7 protein-coding genes are annotated in these 17968 nt (G+C 41.4%); 1 reads left to right on the forward strand and 6 read right to left on the reverse strand.

The features are described from left to right. Window positions 1-160 precede the first annotated feature (160 nt). The 6 genes from M2448_RS16340 to M2448_RS16365 all read right to left on the reverse strand — a co-directional run bounded on the left by M2448_RS16340 (window position 161) and on the right by M2448_RS16365 (window position 13715). Complete coding sequence (locus M2448_RS16340) at window positions 161-2371, reverse strand: glycoside hydrolase family 97 protein (RefSeq protein WP_280647649.1); 2211 nt, start codon at window positions 2369-2371, stop codon at window positions 161-163. Between the two features lie 32 nt (window positions 2372-2403). Further along, on the reverse strand, window positions 2404-4125 hold the full coding sequence (locus M2448_RS16345) for a CBM35 domain-containing protein (RefSeq protein WP_280647650.1): 1722 nt from the start codon (window positions 4123-4125) through the stop codon (window positions 2404-2406). 116 nt (window positions 4126-4241) lie between these two features. Next, the gene (locus tag M2448_RS16350; protein WP_280647651.1) at window positions 4242-5798 is read right to left on the reverse strand and encodes a RagB/SusD family nutrient uptake outer membrane protein; all 1557 of its coding nucleotides are present in this window, start codon (window positions 5796-5798) and stop codon (window positions 4242-4244) included. 12 nt (window positions 5799-5810) lie between these two features. Next, window positions 5811-8741 carry a TonB-dependent receptor gene (locus M2448_RS16355; protein ID WP_280647652.1) on the reverse strand — a complete coding sequence of 977 codons (2931 nt, stop codon included), beginning with the start codon at window positions 8739-8741 and terminating at the stop codon, window positions 5811-5813. A 300-nt stretch (window positions 8742-9041) separates the two neighbouring features. Continuing rightward, window positions 9042-10670, reverse strand: a complete 1629-nt coding sequence (locus M2448_RS16360) for a DUF6377 domain-containing protein (protein ID WP_280647653.1) — start codon at window positions 10668-10670, stop codon at window positions 9042-9044. Between the two features lie 213 nt (window positions 10671-10883). Beyond that, on the reverse strand, window positions 10884-13715 hold the full coding sequence (locus tag M2448_RS16365; RefSeq protein WP_280647654.1) for a glycoside hydrolase: 2832 nt from the start codon (window positions 13713-13715) through the stop codon (window positions 10884-10886). A gap of 222 nt (window positions 13716-13937) precedes the next feature. On the opposite strand from M2448_RS16365, the gene M2448_RS16370 reads away from it, so the two are divergent. Continuing rightward, window positions 13938-17834, forward strand: a complete 3897-nt coding sequence (locus M2448_RS16370; RefSeq protein WP_280647655.1) for a two-component regulator propeller domain-containing protein — start codon at window positions 13938-13940, stop codon at window positions 17832-17834. Window positions 17835-17968: the final 134 nt, after the last annotated feature.

The raw sequence follows: 17968 nt of genomic DNA on the forward strand, positions 1-17968 counted from the left end.
TTCTGATAAGTTAAAGGGTTAAACTTTTTGTTTATTAAGCAATACAAACTTAATTGTTTGCCCTTTAACTGTCAGATCAGATCGAAACTATTTCAATTAAATACCAAAAGAGACTGTCTGAGACAGTCTCTTTCACTTTAATAATTGTACGCAGTCTTGCTTACAGCTTTTTCAATCCCTTTGTCATCTCCTTATCTGCTGCAATTATACTGATGGCGTAACCACCTGCCGGAGCTGACCATTGAGTCAATTTTGATTTGTTCGTTACTACAACTTTGCGGATGGTATATGCCTGAGGATTCGACCTGTAATGAGCATCTTTAGCATCGGCATAAATAGTGGCTACATACACCTTATCGGAATCTAAGAAGTCGAAACTTATATTAGAGGTGAAGCCCTCTCCGCCGCATACATTGCCGACAAACCAGTCATCCGTTCCCTTTGCCTTACGGGCGACTGTTATATATTCACCCGGCTCCGCTTCGAGATACTTGCTATCGTCCCAATCGACGGCTACATCTTTTATAAACTGGAATGCATCCATAAAACGCTCATAGTTCTCGGGAAAATCGGCAGCCATCTGCAACGGGCTGTACATCGTAACATAAAGCGCCAGTTGATTGCACAGAGTTGTATTCACCCACGAATTATTCTCGGGATTAGCTTTACTGATATCCATTTCGAAGATGCCCGGTGTATAATCCATAGGGCCACCCATCAGACGGGTAAATGGCAAGATAGTTGTATGATAAGGCTTACTGCCTCCGAACGCCTGATACTCGGTTCCGCGTGCCGACTCCTGCCCCAGCAGATTCGGATAAGTGCGGTGCAATCCGGTAGGGTGTACAGCTTCGTGCGCATTGACCATTATCTTATAATCGGCAGCCTTTTTCAGAGCATACAGATAGTGATTTACAAGCCATTGTCCGTAATGATGCTCGCCTCGTGGAATCATATTACCTACATATCCGCTCTTCACCGAGTTGTAGCCATTGTCTACCATAAACTGATAGGCTCTGTCCATATGGCGTTCGTAATTGCGAACCGAAGAAGAGGTTTCGTGGTGCATCTGCAAGCGTATATTTTTACTTTTGGCATAGTCGCGCAGCATAGGCAGATCGAAGTCAGGGTATGGCGTCATAAAATCGAACACATAATCTTTAGTCTTGCCAAACCAGTCTTCCCAACCTATATTCCAGCCTTCGACAAGCAACTGGTCGAACCCGTGCTTGGAAGCAAAGTCGATGTAACGCTTTACATTCTCATCGGTTGCCCCATGCTTTCCGTTCGGTTTCACGTTGGAATAATCGGTCAGTCCCAGCTGTACATTCGGCAGATCGCTATATGACCATGTACTTTTACCTGTAATCATTTCCCACCAGACTCCCATATACTTAACAGGGGTGATCCACGAAGTATCTTCTATCTTACACGGTTCATTCAGGTTCAATATCAGTTTGGACGCCAATATATCCCTCGCATCGTCACTGACAACAACTGTCCGCCAAGGGGACTGACAAGGCGTTTGCATATAGCCTTTATCGCCTACGGCATCGGGTGTCAGCCACGATTCGAATACGAAGTTCTTATCATCCAGATTGAGAGACAGGCAGGAATAGTCGACCAAAGCCGCTTCGTGGATATTAATGTATAACCCATCATTCGATTTCAGCATCAATGGTGTCTGCACTCCGGTTTCAGAGAATTGTGTCTGTGACGAGTTCGGAGTAACGGCATCTTTAAATAAGCCTTTTATCTCCGACAAATTGGAGATAACATAGTCATACTCCTGCGTATCGTAATCGCCCGGCATCCAGTATGCTGTTATATCACCCGACATAGCAAACTGTGTCCGCTCTTCTTTGATGACAAAATAGTTAAGTCCTTTCTGCTGCGGAAACTCGTAACGGAACCCAAGCCCGTCATCGAACAATCGGAACCGGATAACAATACTTCTGTCTGTATTTGTCTGATTGAGCGTTACAGCCAGTTCGTTATAGTGATTGCGGATATTGTTTACCTCACCCCATACAGGCTTCCATGTTTCATCGAAAGTCGAGGTTTGTACATCTGCTATTCTGAAATTATCATACAGTGACATACCCGATTCTATCCGGTTCTTTATATCCGCTTCCGCGCCAAAATTGAGTTCGACAGACTCACCTTTAAGCTCCAGCCCCAACTTACTTGATTTTATGACTGTTTTCCCTTTATAAGTCAACTCATAAGTCGGAACTCCTTTATCCTGCAATGAGAATTTCATTATCAGATTTCCGTCGGGAGAGCGTAATTCTTGTGCAGTCAGTATAGCTGTTGCCAATAGGACAATAGTCAGCATAAATGCTTTTAAAGAGTTCTGTTTCATATTCATAATTGATTGTATTCTAAACATCTCCACTCTCTTTATTTATCTATCTGCAAATAATCGATACTGAACAGCCCGTTATCTCCCTTCTCTTTCTGTATGGAGATGAAATTCACTCCTTGCGTCAAGGAAACTTTCGTGCTGACAGTGCTCCATTCATTCTTGTTCAAGACAGGGAATACCATTTGCTTAGACGCTTTATTGTCATTGATGTAAAGACTACCTGTACCGGATGTTTTTTCAGCGTTCGCATATCTTATCTGCAACGTGTATTCTCCTTTAGCAGGAACTTCGACAGCCAGCAATACGCTTGCACCTGTATTGGTGAAATCACCAACATAACCGGAAGCACTGTATCGGAAGTCTTTAATGCTTTTCTTTGCACCACCCATCATCGAAGCAAACTCGGCCTCATATTTCAAAGAGTTGTTTTTAATCTTAATAATCTTACATTCGTGCGGAGCTAACTCTACAGAGTAACCGCCCGACATAGCACCCAGATCGGCGTGAGCCCACAGGTCTCTTACATTCTCTACTGTACCCGAGATTCCCAGATCACGATCGAAATCGATGCTTCTGATCTGCTTTGTCTCTTCCCTGTTGAAAAGCCCTACTACCCAATCGCCGTTAGGTAACTGCCCTGCCCAAGTAGAACTGCCGACAATATCTTTGTGGTCGTAACTCAATGGTTTACCAACAAAACCCTGATCGTTGAGCGCCAACAGTTCGGTATTCTGATATATCCATGCACTTTCGCCAATGGTATCGTACTGGTCTGCTATAGCCAATGCCGAGCCGCCCATTACCATGAGTGAAAACAGAAACATTCTTTCTCTGTCGTTCGCCATTGTATTCAGCCGGATAAAGTCACCGTCGAGAATCAACTGTCCGCGTCCGCCGATATCGGCAAATCCGATGAAGCCGTCAAAGGCATTACCATACTGAGGCCAAATGGCTTTTTGCTGTCCGCGCCTGCGGTTGCTGATAAACTCCCATCCTCCATCGAAGCAATCGTCATCGATGCGGATCATATCGCCATAAGTGATTTCGTTGCGTCCATGATCGAAGCAGTTAGGCATCACCAGACTAAGGAATATTTTGTCTCCGGCAGCCTCTTTTATCCAATCCAGTACCCGTATATATTTAGCCGTTCCGTAATTTTTCTCATAGTTTTCAAGGAAGTCGACACGAAGGTATGTAGCCCCTATTTCGATAAAGTAGTTAACATATCCCTGTATCCACTCTTTCGCTCCTGTCTTGTCGGCATCTACCCAGTACAAAGGTTCATTGAAAGAGATAGGGCCTACTATATCCTGCGCTTTATAATTCGTCCCTTTTACGGTTACATTGCGATCGTAGGCGGCTTTTGTCATCCACATCGGATTGTAGTAAACACCCAGTTTCATATCGCGCTGAGCAAGATATTCTGCCCAATATTTGAAACTGTGTTCCCAGTCATCGTTGTACTTTACAATGTATCCATGTTCATCGACTGTCTGAGCAGCTTCTATCCAGCCATCGTTACAGATCATGTCGTAACCGAACGACTTGAAGTTTTTGTCCATCCAATCTATATTAGCCTTCCATCGGGCTTCGGGTATAGCCACATCGGTCACCCAGCAATGCTCGTAGGCAATCCAGTATTTAGGACCTGTACCTTTTCGCGTAAAAGGGCTATCACGTGCAACAGACGATAAAACATTAGACGACAATAAGATGATCAACAAGATACATGTGACTATTTTACTCTGAATATTCATAACAATTTATTTATTACATTTCGTTTTGAAAATAACACAGCCTTATCCGGAGAACAGAGCAACAAAAGGCTGTGTTATTCTCATTAAACCTAAAACTTTAAGTAACTTACGATATACTAATACCCCGGATTTTGTTTCAGATTAGGGTTTGCATCCAGCTGATCTTTCGGAACCGGATACAAGCGTCTGAATTCTTCACTCTTGTATGGTCTGAAGATCGTAGGGTCATTGTACTTACCGAAACGGATCATATCCGATCGGCGCCAGCTTTCCATAAACAATTCCCGTCCACGCTCTTCGAGCAGATCTTTCTCTGCCAAGGTTGTAAATGGAGCTACTCCTGCACGCGCTCTGAACAGATTGACAAGTGTCAGAGCTTCGGTGCTAGCCGGATTCATCCGCCACAGTATTTCAGCTTTCATCAGCATGATATCCGAATAACGGAAAGGGAAGAAATCACTGTTGAGGAATCCGTTACTGCCCATTTCTATCTCCCATTTTTTGACACGCACACCCGATTGACGGATAGTGTTATACAGGGATACAAATTCAGGCGTAAAGTTTACCTGCGGACCATCAGGATCGAGGTCTTTTTCGTAACCGCTATCAGTTATCGGTTCGCCCGTAGAACTATATTGTGGCCCCCAAAGGAAGTTATCACTCTTGCGGATATCATCGTCTTCGTACAGATAGAAGAATTCTGTTTGTACCGATAATCCATTCCAAGGACCGTTTGTCATATTGAATGTCTGCTGACTGGAGTAATGCAGCGAAACAAGCGGCAGAATCCAACCCCATTCGGTATAGATATCATCAAACGGTATGGCAAAGATGGCTTCGGACGAACCTTCATTCTTAGATATGAAGTTCTCCCTGTATGTATTGGTCAATGAGAATTTTCCCGAATTGATAATTTCATTGCAGGCATCCAACGCTTTTTGCCATTGCGCTGTTCCTGTATATACTTCTGCATTCAGATACAGTTTTGCCAGTATCGCTTTTGCCGTCCAGTAATCGGCACGTGCATAAGTAAGGTTCGATTTGTCTTTTGTCAGATTCGCGACATTGTCGTTTATCTCTTTTTCTATAAAGTCATAAACTTCCTTGCGCGTATTTGTAGAAGGCAGGTATCCACTAGGTACATCAAACTTTTCGACGATAGGCACATTACCCCACATGTCTATAAGCCACAGATACCAAAGTGCCCTGATTGTTTTCACTTCCGATATGTAAGCTGCGTATTTTGCTGGGTCTATTTGTTCCAACTGATATATAAGGCGGTTGCACGTATTCACCTGTGCGAAGAAAGCCTCCCATGTTCCGCGATAGAAACGGTTGTTAGCAATCCATTTGTGATCCGTCATTTGCTGGTCTTGTCCGTCACCCGCCCAGTCGCCACCGGTTCTGCCTGGTACAGCTACCTCATCGGTGGTACAATAGATTGTCCACATGTGATCATTTTTCTGGAAAGTTCGCAGTCCACTGTATGCAGCGCCTAGAGCAGAAGATATTTCTTCTTCGGTTTGCAGGAAGTTATCGTTGTCTAACTGGCTGTACAGAGTTTCATCCAAGTCTGTACATGAGTAGTTGAGAGAGAGGCAAATCAGTCCGGCTGCCGCAAGCGACTTTCTCATGTATGAGCCGATTGTTTTTAATATATATGCTTTTTTCATGATTGTCTGTTTTTAGAAAGTAAGATTAACGCCTAAAGTGAATGTACGGGTAGTTACCCAGCTGTTCAGAGGTTCTATACCCGGAGCCAGTACATTATTGTCGTACGAATAGCGAGGCTCAGGATCGACACCCGAATAGCCTGTGATATAGAACAGATTTTGCCCTGTAACATATACTCTTGCTGCTTCGATTACCGAATTCTGAGGCAGCTTGAAGTTGTAGCCCAACGTAATATTATCTAATTTGACAAAAGAAGCATTTTCTACATAGTGACTGTTGTAGGCTACAGGCCCTTTGTATTCCGGTTGGAAATGCTTTGTCTTTATCAGATTATATGTACTGATGCGGGACACCTGTTCGAACATCGTGCGGTGCAGATTCACCAGATCGTGACCATATACGCCTCTGAAGAAGAAGCTGAAATCAAAGTTCCGATAGGTAAATGTATTACCGAAACCGAATTCACCCTTAGGCATACCACGCCCGATGATGTCTACATCTTTTTCGTTGATTTCTCCATTACCATCAAGGTCTTTAAGTATGTAGTTTCCATCTGCATCTACTCCTTCATATATCCATCCTATCATTTGGCCGAGAGGTTTTCCTTCCTGTACTCTGACTACATTTCCTGTCAGCGGCGCAGGCAATCCTCCTACTTCTCTTACACCATATTGCAGATCACCCATCGACAGGGAAATTATTTTTGAGCTGTTTGTCGAATAAGTCAGACGGGTAGTCCATGAGAAGTCTTTTGTCTTGATGGCTTCAAAGTTCAATCCTACTTCAAATCCCCTATTTCTCAGTTTACCGGCATTCAGCACCGATGTAGGATACAAATTCGGCGGAACTGGCACATTAAGTGTAATGAGTGCATCAGATGTTTTCCTGTTGTAATAATCGAGTGTACCGGTCAATCGTGAATTGAACATACTGAAGTCGATACCGAAGTCTATTTCCGTTTTTGTCTCCCACTTCAGATCGGGATTCGGATTACTCTGCGGAGAATATACCGGAGTAAACTTATCATTGTACAGATAATAATCTAAAGAAGAGCCGGGACCATAAATCTGTTTCGACAGATAGCTCTGTGCAGGCAATGCGCCTGTAACGCCATAACTACCTCTTAGTTTCAACTGATCTACATGCGGAATATCTACGATCTTTGATATGTCTACCCCTGCACTGACTCCTGTAAAGTTACCCCATTTGTTACCATCACCGAAGCGTGAAGATCCCTCGCGTCTGAGTGATGCCATCAGGAAATAAGTATCATCATAGCTCAGGTTTACACGACCGAAGAATGCGATCAGTTTACTCGATTCTTTATAGCTCTCAGCCTTTGCTTTTCCGTCGGCAAGGTCTCTGGCTGCTGCGAGGTTGTTGTAAGAAAATCCATCGGTGAGGAAATTACCTGCCTGCAAGTAATAATGCTCAGATGTGAATTTCTGATATGAATATCCGGCTAAAGCGTTCAGATTTAATTTGTCGAACGATCTCAAATAGTTTCCTGTAAACTCAAACAAGTCGCTCTTGTTGTTGTATGTACTGCGTGAAGCCAGTCCCTGACGGTCTATACCACTGCCGTAAAGGCTGTATTTACTGATATATTGACCGTTCATAATATCCTCGTTATTCTGGGCAAAACGCATTGTTGCCGATAGTCCGTCTATTATTTTCAGATCGGCCTGTGCATTGTATGTCACGCGGGTAGTCTTCTGGTCATTTATATTCTGATTGATAATAGCCATCGGGTTATACAATTCGTGCGCACGATTCTGAAAATAGCCTCCATATTGGTCGTACTCCTCGCCCGTACCATATACTGGTGCTGTAGGCGGCATAATGATAGCCGACCGGAATACATCATCGAATCCCATCTTGGCTTTCTTATTTGCCAATGCCAAATTAAGGCTAAGTGTCAGCCTGTCGTTCAATATTTTCTGAGAGAGATTTAAGCGTCCGCTCAACTGGTCGTAGCCTGTATTGTGGACGATACCCTGCACATCGCGGTAGTTGAGTGACGCCATGTACGAGAATTTCTTTGTTCCACCCGATAAGGATATGTTATGTACGTGCGAAAGGGCTGTACGTGTGATTTCATCCATCCAGTCGGTATCACCGCCATAATCGGTACCGCCATATTCGAGATATTCGCTGCGGCTCATTATTGGCAATGATCTGTCCATATTCTCCATAGCCACATAGCCATTATAGCTCACGCTTGCCTGATCTTTCGCTCCTGTTTTAGTGGTGATAATGATAACCCCGCTTGAACCGCGTGTACCATAGATAGCTGCCGCACCCCCGTCTTTCAGTATATCCATACTGGCAATGTCGTTCGGGTCTACACTGCTAAGGTCGGCACCGATAACCCCGTCTATAATGATCAACGGTTGGGTATTGGCTCCGATAGTAGATAAACCGCGCAGACGGATGTTATAAGATCCGTTCGGATTTCCCTGTGGAGATACAATACTCAATCCGGCAACCTTACCTTGCAGAAGCTGGGCAGGGTTATTGATATTTCCCTTGTTGAAATCCTCCGGCTTAATGTTGGTAATGGCGCTGGTGATCTTGTTCTTTTCCATACTACCGTAACCGATTACTACAATTTCTTTAAGCATTTGGTTGTCTTCCTCAAGTGTGATGTTAATTGAAGTTTTGTCTCCAACTACAACTTCCTGCGGAATAAACCCAATGAAAGAAAATACGAGTGTAGAATTAGATCCGCCCGTAAGGGAATAATTCCCTTCGGCGTCGGTAGCTGTACCTGTTGTCGTACCTTTTACTACGACACTAACGCCGGTCAGAGGTTCGTTGTTTACATCCTTTACCGTACCGCTTATGCTCTTTGCCTGAGCATAGGACATCTGGCTGATTCCTATCATCAATAAGATGAAGAGAAAAGCCCGAAAATGTTGTTTGTAATTTTTCAGATTCATAATAACATAGATTTTAGGTTTAATCTTTCTTTTTAGTTTAACTATATATTAATCCCAGTTCTTTCGTATGATAATAAATGTGTGTGTTCCGGAGCGTATTACAAATGTATAGAGGAACTGATCTGCATTTTTTTTGAATGAAGAAGATAGTAAACAGCAAAAAGATTTAAATATTTAACATTCAATCATTTAAACAAACCGTAAAACCATGAAAAAGTAAATGGATACTAAAGCATTAGTATCCATTTTTATATCTTTTCAGAGAGGGAAAATTGTTAAAATCGAGATTTGAGAAAATAATCAGAATGAACTTATCTTCATTACTTCATTTTCGAACTCATCGCGGGCAACTATAGATTTGTTCCTGTATTTTGAGCGGTAATTATAAATAGTAGTGATCGAATAGCGCAAAAATTCGGCTATCTTCTGACTATCGGTAATACCCAGCCTGATAAGGGCAAATATGCGCAGTTCGGTAGTCAGTTTTTCGTCCTGCTTTGGTATTACTTTCTCTTCATCTACCAGGAGGGCATTGAACTGGCTGACGAAGTTAGGGAAGATATTGAGAAATCCACTATCGAAGTTATTATAGAAATCTTTCAGTTCATCATCAATAAACTGATTCGACTTCAACAATTTATACAATTCGTCGAGATTGCCTTCTTTCGCTTTCTTGTTCAGGGTACGATGGTGTTTCTCCATCTTCTCTATATACATGGAACAAAGATTCAGGAATCGTCCGATATACTCTTCTTTTATATGATTGGCTTCAGCTAATGCGGTATTATTACCTTTTAGTTTCTCATTGGCTATCAGGGTTTGCTTTCGGGCTTCGGCCAGTTTTCTGAATTGGCTGATGATATAAATAATGGTAATAATGAGCAATACGGATAAAACACTGACTACTATCAACAGCATATGAAGCCTTTTCTCCTGTTGCTCTCTTTCCAGTTGATAGGCATTTTCGATAAGAGGGTACAATTTAGATATTTGGATACTCCTTAGCCGTGCATTGTAGAAATTGGCATCGCTCATACTCTTTTTTATGTAGCTGTTTGCCCTTTCCAGTTCGCCACCTTCCTTAAAGAGTACATTAGCCAGACTTCTCAACGATGTATTTTCCTTTACAGCAGCTTTTATATCGGCAATGGCAGATATGGCCAGATACTCTTTGTGCTTTTCCATATCGTCGAAATACCAGTAAAGAATACCTGTTATAGAAGTGATCATAGCATAATTGCGCGTATCGGATTCTATTTTCGGCAGGTATGCGAGTAATAATTTCTTTGCTTTGTCGTATTCCTCCTGCTCCATATATCTCCACGCATATTCCATCGTGTATTCGAAACTATCAGGTTTTACATAGAATAATACCGAATCCTGATATGCTCTCCCCAACTGCTTGTATTTGGCAGCATAGCTATATTCGGCATATTCTCCCCACTCGTTGTAGGCATGGTAATAATTTGTATAATACACAATGAGCTGTTCTTCATTCAGTGTCGATTTTTCTATCGATCCGAGCAGTCCCACAGATTCAGGATACATACCTGATATAGTCAAGGTAGTAGCTATTTGCAGTTTGCTTTCGTTTATCCAGAATATATTCTTTTCCTTTTCGGCTAACGACAGGCACAATATCGAATACTGGTATGCCGAATCACAAATGAAAGCTTCATATTCAGTAAATATTTCTTTATATAAGTGGAATTTATCTTCGGGCTTAATGGCATTAGGTAATGCGAGTTTCAGATTCTCTAACTTTTTCTCTTTCGCCAATGTGTACTGGCTTTCATTCTTTATCACGTTATCGAGAACGTTCAGCAATGAATCGAGCCTGCTGTTTGCCGATACTACCGGCATACTTACCAACAGACCTACAAAAAGGATGATTACAAGTTTTATAGTTGACAAGAAGGATTCTTTCATGGACATTAGATTATTTACAATACAGGAAATAAAGATATTAAAATTCGTCCATTAATTTTGTTAAAAATAATTTTGAACCAATACAATCTACTAGCCTCTTGTCCAATTAAGGAAATAAGGGTATAATAAGAATTATCTAAGTATAGAAAGATACAATTCAAAAAGAGATGTATCATATTGCAGATGACACACCTTTTTTATAATGGCTATTCTTTATTTATAGGTCGTAATATTCTTCACCCCTACAATATTCTTTTCGGCAACAGATGTACTAAACAGCTTACGTATATCATCCTCTGTAAAGCGGTTCTCAGGGAAAAAACCGGTTGACGACATATAATTCAGTATCGCATGCCTGAACTGACGACCTTCCGGCTTGTCACTTACCGCTTTCAGATCACACATACAAACCAGCAATTTGCCCTCCCCTACCTGCATTTCGAAAAGTAATCCCAACTTATGATTACGTTCTATGTTATCTATTACTTGTACCAACGGCTTATAGTCGTGCGGCATTATATTCAGTATAAACGGCCTTGAGTTTTTTGAGATACTCCACCATTGCCAGTTGCTGTGCATATCGGACGGAAACTCTTTGAACAACGAATGAGTCGGATTGGTCAATATGGACAATGTACCCGGAGATACATCGCGTTTCAGATATTCAGATATATTCTTGAACATGGCATAATTCCAATAGTCGGGAGTAAATAAACCACCAACGGAGAGTTTGCCTATTTCGTTATGATCAGGTGTGTATAGCACCTTCTTGCCATCTTTCAATAAATTGAGTGCCTGTTTTAAAGACGATGTTTCCTCCACATCAACATATTCTGTTTGTACTTTCTCTGGATATACCCAGACATCATATTTGTTGATATGCGAACCTAGTTTCAATACAAGTTGCAGTTGTGTAGCCTTTTCCAGACTTTGAAGTGATGCGTCTATATTCCCAAGTTCCATTAATTCACCTTGTGGTATGTTCACATCCAGCTCTCCATTCGCTAAGATCACTTTATCGTCTGTTTTACTTAGGCTCCATTCCAGTTTTGCACCGGACACTGCTTCTTTCGAGTAGTTACTCACTTTTACGGATGCTGCAAATTGCTCATTATTGTTCCAGCAATATTTCGACATAATAGCCATTGGAACTACTTCTCCACAGAAGCTGCTGAATTCTTCGGCGCTTACACCATATTTGCTATCCATAAAGGCATCTAAAAGCCCTACATAAGCACTGCCCTGTCCCGGATAATCCTGCAAATCGAGCAGTTGAAATCCACCGAATCCCTGTGTACGGAAGCACATCTCTATATCTGCTTTGTAGCATAGAGCTGCAAAACGTGCAGTTGCTTTATGGAAATCCTCTGCCTGACCGGAGAGTCCGTTTTCCTGCAATCGGCGTTGGAATATCTCCATATTGTAAGGATACAACACTCCTTTATATTTCTTTATCTCATTATAATCAGGATATACCTGAAACTGCCCATTCTCGTGACTAATAATAGGCACAGTACAGTCGGCAACCGCTTTGGCAAAAGTAAGTTCGGTAGACGGATAAACACCATTCATATAACCGCCGTCCTTCGCATCGGCAAATGAGAACGTGGCACGTGCGTGCTGCGAATAATCCTCAGAACCAACCTGTCCGCCTACACGACAGGTAACGAAGAAGTCTTCACCTTGCTGTTGTCCGGCTGTTCCCAGCATATTGTTTGCACCAAAGGCATAAAGACGGCGATTGTCAGTCGTTCTGAAATCTGTAACAATACTACGCATCAATTCTATGTCTCCACCCAGTTCGTTTCCCAGAGCCATCATTACAAATGAGGGATTATTGCCATATGCTGACAATATATGTTCTCCTTCATTAATCAGAAAACTGCTGAGTTCCATATTTTCTTTATCCATCCCTCCCCAGAAAGGAAGTTCGGCCTGCATATATATTCCCTCTTCGTTTGCTGCATCGAAAGCTGCCTGAGGAGGTGTCCACGAATGGAAACGATAATGATTGAAACCATATTGTTTCGCGATACGCATCTGCCTTACCCACTCATCTTTTTCCATTGGCGGATAGCCTGTCAACGGGAATACACAGGCATCATGTTTACCCCGTAGAAATATTTTCAGCGAATTAATCGAAAACTGTGTTCCTTTAGTCGAAAAATCCCTGATTCCGAAATCTGCTGTATAAGTATCTTTCATACTTTCTTGTTCTAACTGAAAGTTTACCTTATAGAGCGCCGGATCGAATTCACTCCAAAGTGCTTGTCTCTCCCCTATATTTATATCGAATTTGTATATTTCTTTTCCTGTCTTCAAATCCAGTTCTATCTCTTGTTCCGGTATAGAGATCTCTTCTTTTGTATTCCATGTATATCCCTTAACTACTATTGTTGCTTTTCCCGACACTGATGATTCTATTTGTGCCACTACTGGCATTGTAGAAGAAGAAATTTTCGGATAAACCTGCAAATTCTCTATTAGAATACCGTCATTAGCTTCCAGCCCAAATTTGCCGATCACTCCGTTCCAGTTTGTCTGAGTAGCATCTGTCCATGCATGTGATCCATGTATTCCCTGCGGTACAGAAGCCGGACTATTATCTATCTTTATTTTTATAGTATGCTTTCCTGCTGAAAGTTTCCCCAGATTATATATCTGAGAAGAGAGAATAAGCGAGCTTGCACCTACACTATCCCCGTCTATCCATACTACAGATGGTTTACTTCGTTCCATAATCAGACGCCACTTTTTTTGCTCCGACGATGCGGGAATTTCTATCTCGCGTGTATAAGTCATTACACCTACATAAGGATTCAGACGGGTAAGTTGACCTGTATTCAGCGTATCCTGTGTGCGGGGAGCCAGACGACTCTCGTCCACCGTTCCGGGCAGATTGATTTCACCCAGATCACATTGCCAGCTTCCGGCAAGGGAGACAAATTCACGCTGATCGAAAACAGGCTTTTCCTGAGGTCGACATGAGAATAAGACAGCACTAAGGATGGCTAATAGTAGAGTTGTAGATTTTATAAACTGCATAATATTGATTTAGAGTGATTTTCTTTCAGCAATCAGATTTGTAAAACATATAATTGGTTATAAAAATAGAAAAATATTCGCAAAGAACAGCCAAAAACAACCCGTCTGCATCACTAACATAAGAGTAATGCTTATACAAAGATTCCAGTTTCAGGCAATGAAATATTTTTTATATTCTGCTGTAAAAAACATACATTTGTACTAATCCATTAAATCGCCGGCATGTTTCAGAGAGTTTTTTGCATTCTCACCTGTTTATATTTGTCCTTATCTGCATTCGGGCAAAAATTTAGTTACCAAAGTTTTAGCAATATAACTCTGGATGCTGAAGCTTCAAACATCAACTGTTTTGCACAGGATAAGCAGGGATTGATATGGATAGGATCTAACAAAGGCTTGTTCAGTTATGATGGTTTTTCGTCACAACAACATACTACCGAAGCCACTATTACACAGATATACTGTATTGTAATGATAGACGATGAGCACCTCTGCTTCGGCAGCGATAAGGGGGTCTTCTTCTACAATTACAAAACAGACCAATATGAGGTGCAAGACATTGTATTCCCCACTGATGTAAGAACAATGGTGATTATGGACAATATCCTGTGGATAGGTTCACTCAATGGGCTGTACAGATATCACCTGAACAGCAGAAAATTGGAAAACGTCAGTTTGAAAGATAATCCCGGACTACCTCACGAAACAATATATTCGATAATCAGATCAGAAGACAATATTTATATAGGGACTTACAACGGACTTTGCAGATATACCCCCACCTCCGGAAAGTTTGAAAAAGTAGCCCTGCCATACGATTCTAAACGAAGCAACCAGTTTGTAAATTACCTGTTGGAAGATAAGAGCCACAAATGCATCTGGATAGGGACCGAAGGTAACCTATTCAAATATGCGCCTGCTACAAACAAGGTGGAGACGTTGAACCTATTCTTCAACAATTCAGTAAAATCACTGTCAATAGACCATGAAGAGAATCTGCTAGTAGGAACAGATAACGGACTTTATATATTCAACGAAACAACAAACAGCATACAACATGTAGTACATGACTCACGCAATGACAAATCGCTGGCAAATAACATTATCTGGAGTATATTCACCGACAAAGAGCAGAATATCTGGCTGGGAACTGACTACAATATTTCACTATTGCGATTTAATAAAGCATTCCAGTTTATTCCCATATCGCAAATAACAGGGATAGGGGACGGGAACCGTTTTCATTCCATATTTAAGGATTCGCGCAATAACTTCTGGCTGGGAGGAACAAACGGGCTGATATTCTCGACATCACTCTCCAACCCCGAATCGTCTATATGGTACAGGATGGGAGATTCGCGGTATCCAATTCCACATAACCGAATCAGACATATCTATGAAGATAAAGATCGGAATCTGTGGATTGCCACAGATGGCAGTATAAGCCGTTATGACTATAATCGTAAACAATTTGTACATTATGCTATCGTAGACAGTACTCATACATATAATTCAAACTGGGCATACCATATCTTTGAAGATAAAAGCGGCCGTTTATGGATCGCAACCTGTCTGGGAGGAATATTTGCAGTAGACAAACAAAAACTGATGCAATCGCAAGGCAGCTATATCGCCGAACGGAATTACACAATGAAAGACGGGCTCAGCGGTATGTTTATAAACCAGATAATACCCGACAAAGAAGGTAATGTGTGGGTTCTCCTCTATCAGAACGGCATTAACAAGATAGATACAAAGCAAAATAAGATTTTCAAAATCCCTGCAAATCATGGCACAAAGGATGAAAACCCTAATTATATTCTTTGCGACAGCGATGGCTTCATCTGGGTAGGGCTCAGAGGCGGACTGGTTCGCATCGATCCGAAAAATGACGAATCAAAACGAATCAAATTCAACGAATTCGACAATGGAGAAATCCTTGCTATGGTAGAAGAGATACAGCACATCTGGTTGTCTACCACAGATGGCGTATGGGCTGTAGACAAGCAAAACCATCATGCTCAAAGGCTCAACATTACCAATAAGGCTTTTACAGCAGGCTTTTTTGACAAATCATCCGGGAATATTTATCTGGGAGCGAGTGACGAACTGGGCGTACTCTCCTCTTCATCACTCAAAGAAGCAAATATGGAGCAGCCTATTATACTTACCTCTCTGTTTATAAATGAAGAACTTTACAGACCGGGCTCTAATACAGGCAATATAAGCATCCGCTATGCAGACAATATAGAACTGAATTACAGACAAAACAATCTTATTTTTGAATTCTCTGATCTTACTTATTCACAGGAGGATAACAATAAATTTGTGTATAAACTCAACAACTGGGATAAAGAGTGGAATGTACTGAAGCAAAACACAAACCGTATCTCATATTCCAATCTCGAATATGGCAAGTATCAGCTACAAATCAGCAAACTAGACTCATCAGGAAAACCATCTGACATTGTACTTGTTTTCGCGATAAATATTACACCTCCTTGGTACCTTACCGTCTGGGCTAAGATCATATACGCATTTTTGTTTCTAGGTATAATCTTATGGGTAGTCAATTTTTTCAGAGTCAGGAATAATCTGCGAATAGAACGCATCGAAAAGGAAAAAACAGTGGAACTCTCCAACCTGAAGATGGATTTCTTCACAAACGTATCGCACGAGTTTAAAACCCCGCTAAGCCTCATTATAGCCCCTGTAAGTAAACTGCTGCTGGAAACAAAAGACAACTATAAAAAGAAGCAGTTGGAACTGGTACAGCAAAACGCGCTGAAACTAAATTCACTGATACGGCAGATTATAGACTTCAACAGGTCGGATAATGTAAACTCGGGACTGATCTTATCAAGAGTTGAGTTTGTAGAATTTGCACGCAGCCTGTTCTCCATCTACGAAGAAGGATATAAGGATAAGAGGCTTACATTTTCTTTTACCTCAAATAAAGATAAAATATATACTGATATAGATGTACTGAAAATAGAAGCCGTACTGAACAATCTCATTGCTAATGCCTGCAAATATACCGAGCAGGGCAATATAAGCCTGGAACTCGACTATAACGAAGACGGAAAGAATCTAACAATACAGGTAGCCGACACCGGTATGGGCATTCCCGAAAATGAAATACCATACGTATTCGAACGGTTCTACAAATCGTCGAAGACAGCTAAGGACAAAGATGGAACAGGAATTGGACTATACCTAGTGAAAACCTATACAGAGCAGCACCAAGGAGAAATAGAAATAAGATCGGAGGAAAACAAGGGTACAACTATTACAATAACCTTACCCATTATAGAAAATATAGACATAAGTGATACAGCCATCTCTGCAATACAAAACGAAAATCTGCCAAGAATTCTGATTGTAGAAGACAACTCAGAAATAGCAGACTTCATCTATCATATACTTGCCAATAGATACCAATGTGAAATATGCCATAATGGAAAACAGGGTTTGGATATGTGCTTACAGACAATTCCCGATCTGGTGATCTCGGATATTATGATGCCTGTAATGGACGGACTGGAAATGACACGAAAGATACGCAGCAATGTACCTACATCTACCATTCCGGTTATCCTGCTTACAGCAAAGGACGATAAAGAAACAGAGCTAAAGAGCATAGACCTGAATGTGGACGTATTCATCTCGAAACCGTTCGATCCGGGAATACTCCTGTCGCGTGTGGAGCAGCTTTTGACAAAAAAACAACAAATAGAGAATAAGATAAGATTGGAAACACTGTCGGCACCAAAACCGATAGAAGCTACTTCGCCAGATGAGAAATTCCTGTCACAGATCAATGATATTATAGAAGATAAAGTCGCCGATCCCGACCTTAATGTAAATTCTCTCAGTACTATTTCGGGTATCGGATCGAAGCAGATTTACAGAAAGATCAAGCAACTTACAGGAATGTCTCCTGTAGAATATATCCGTTCGGTAAGAATGAAAAAGGCAGCGATGCTACTCACTCAAAATAAATTTACCGTCTCGGAAATTATGTATATGGTCGGATTTTCCAATCCGTCCTATTTCTCGAAATGCTTCCAGAACGAATTTGGTAAAACGCCGCGCCAATTCATCGAAACCAAGGAATAAAACACTGGTAATAAACACTTAACAAACACAACATTCACTTGTTAAACTTTCTCCTTGTCCATTTTGTATCCATATATGTCCAATCTGTAAACCCTATCGGATAAAGCCCATTGTACATTTGCATTAACCCGAAT

The sequence above is a fragment of the Dysgonomonas sp. PF1-14 genome (genome assembly GCF_029892965.1).
Classification (GTDB): Bacteria; Bacteroidota; Bacteroidia; order Bacteroidales; family Dysgonomonadaceae; genus Dysgonomonas.

Excerpts from the sequence above, each read along its gene's own strand:
- M2448_RS16360 (WP_280647653.1), bottom strand. The coding sequence starts at position 10,670 with ATGAAAGAATCCTTCTTGTCAACTATAAAACTTGTAATCATCCTTTTT.
- M2448_RS16355 (WP_280647652.1), bottom strand. The coding sequence starts at position 8,741 with ATGAATCTGAAAAATTACAAACAACATTTTCGGGCTTTTCTCTTCATC.
- M2448_RS16370 (WP_280647655.1), top strand. The coding sequence starts at position 13,938 with ATGTTTCAGAGAGTTTTTTGCATTCTCACCTGTTTATATTTGTCCTTA.
- M2448_RS16365 (WP_280647654.1), bottom strand. The coding sequence starts at position 13,715 with ATGCAGTTTATAAAATCTACAACTCTACTATTAGCCATCCTTAGTGCT.
- M2448_RS16345 (WP_280647650.1), bottom strand. The coding sequence starts at position 4,125 with ATGAATATTCAGAGTAAAATAGTCACATGTATCTTGTTGATCATCTTA.
- M2448_RS16350 (WP_280647651.1), bottom strand. The coding sequence starts at position 5,798 with ATGAAAAAAGCATATATATTAAAAACAATCGGCTCATACATGAGAAAG.
- M2448_RS16340 (WP_280647649.1), bottom strand. The coding sequence starts at position 2,371 with ATGAATATGAAACAGAACTCTTTAAAAGCATTTATGCTGACTATTGTC.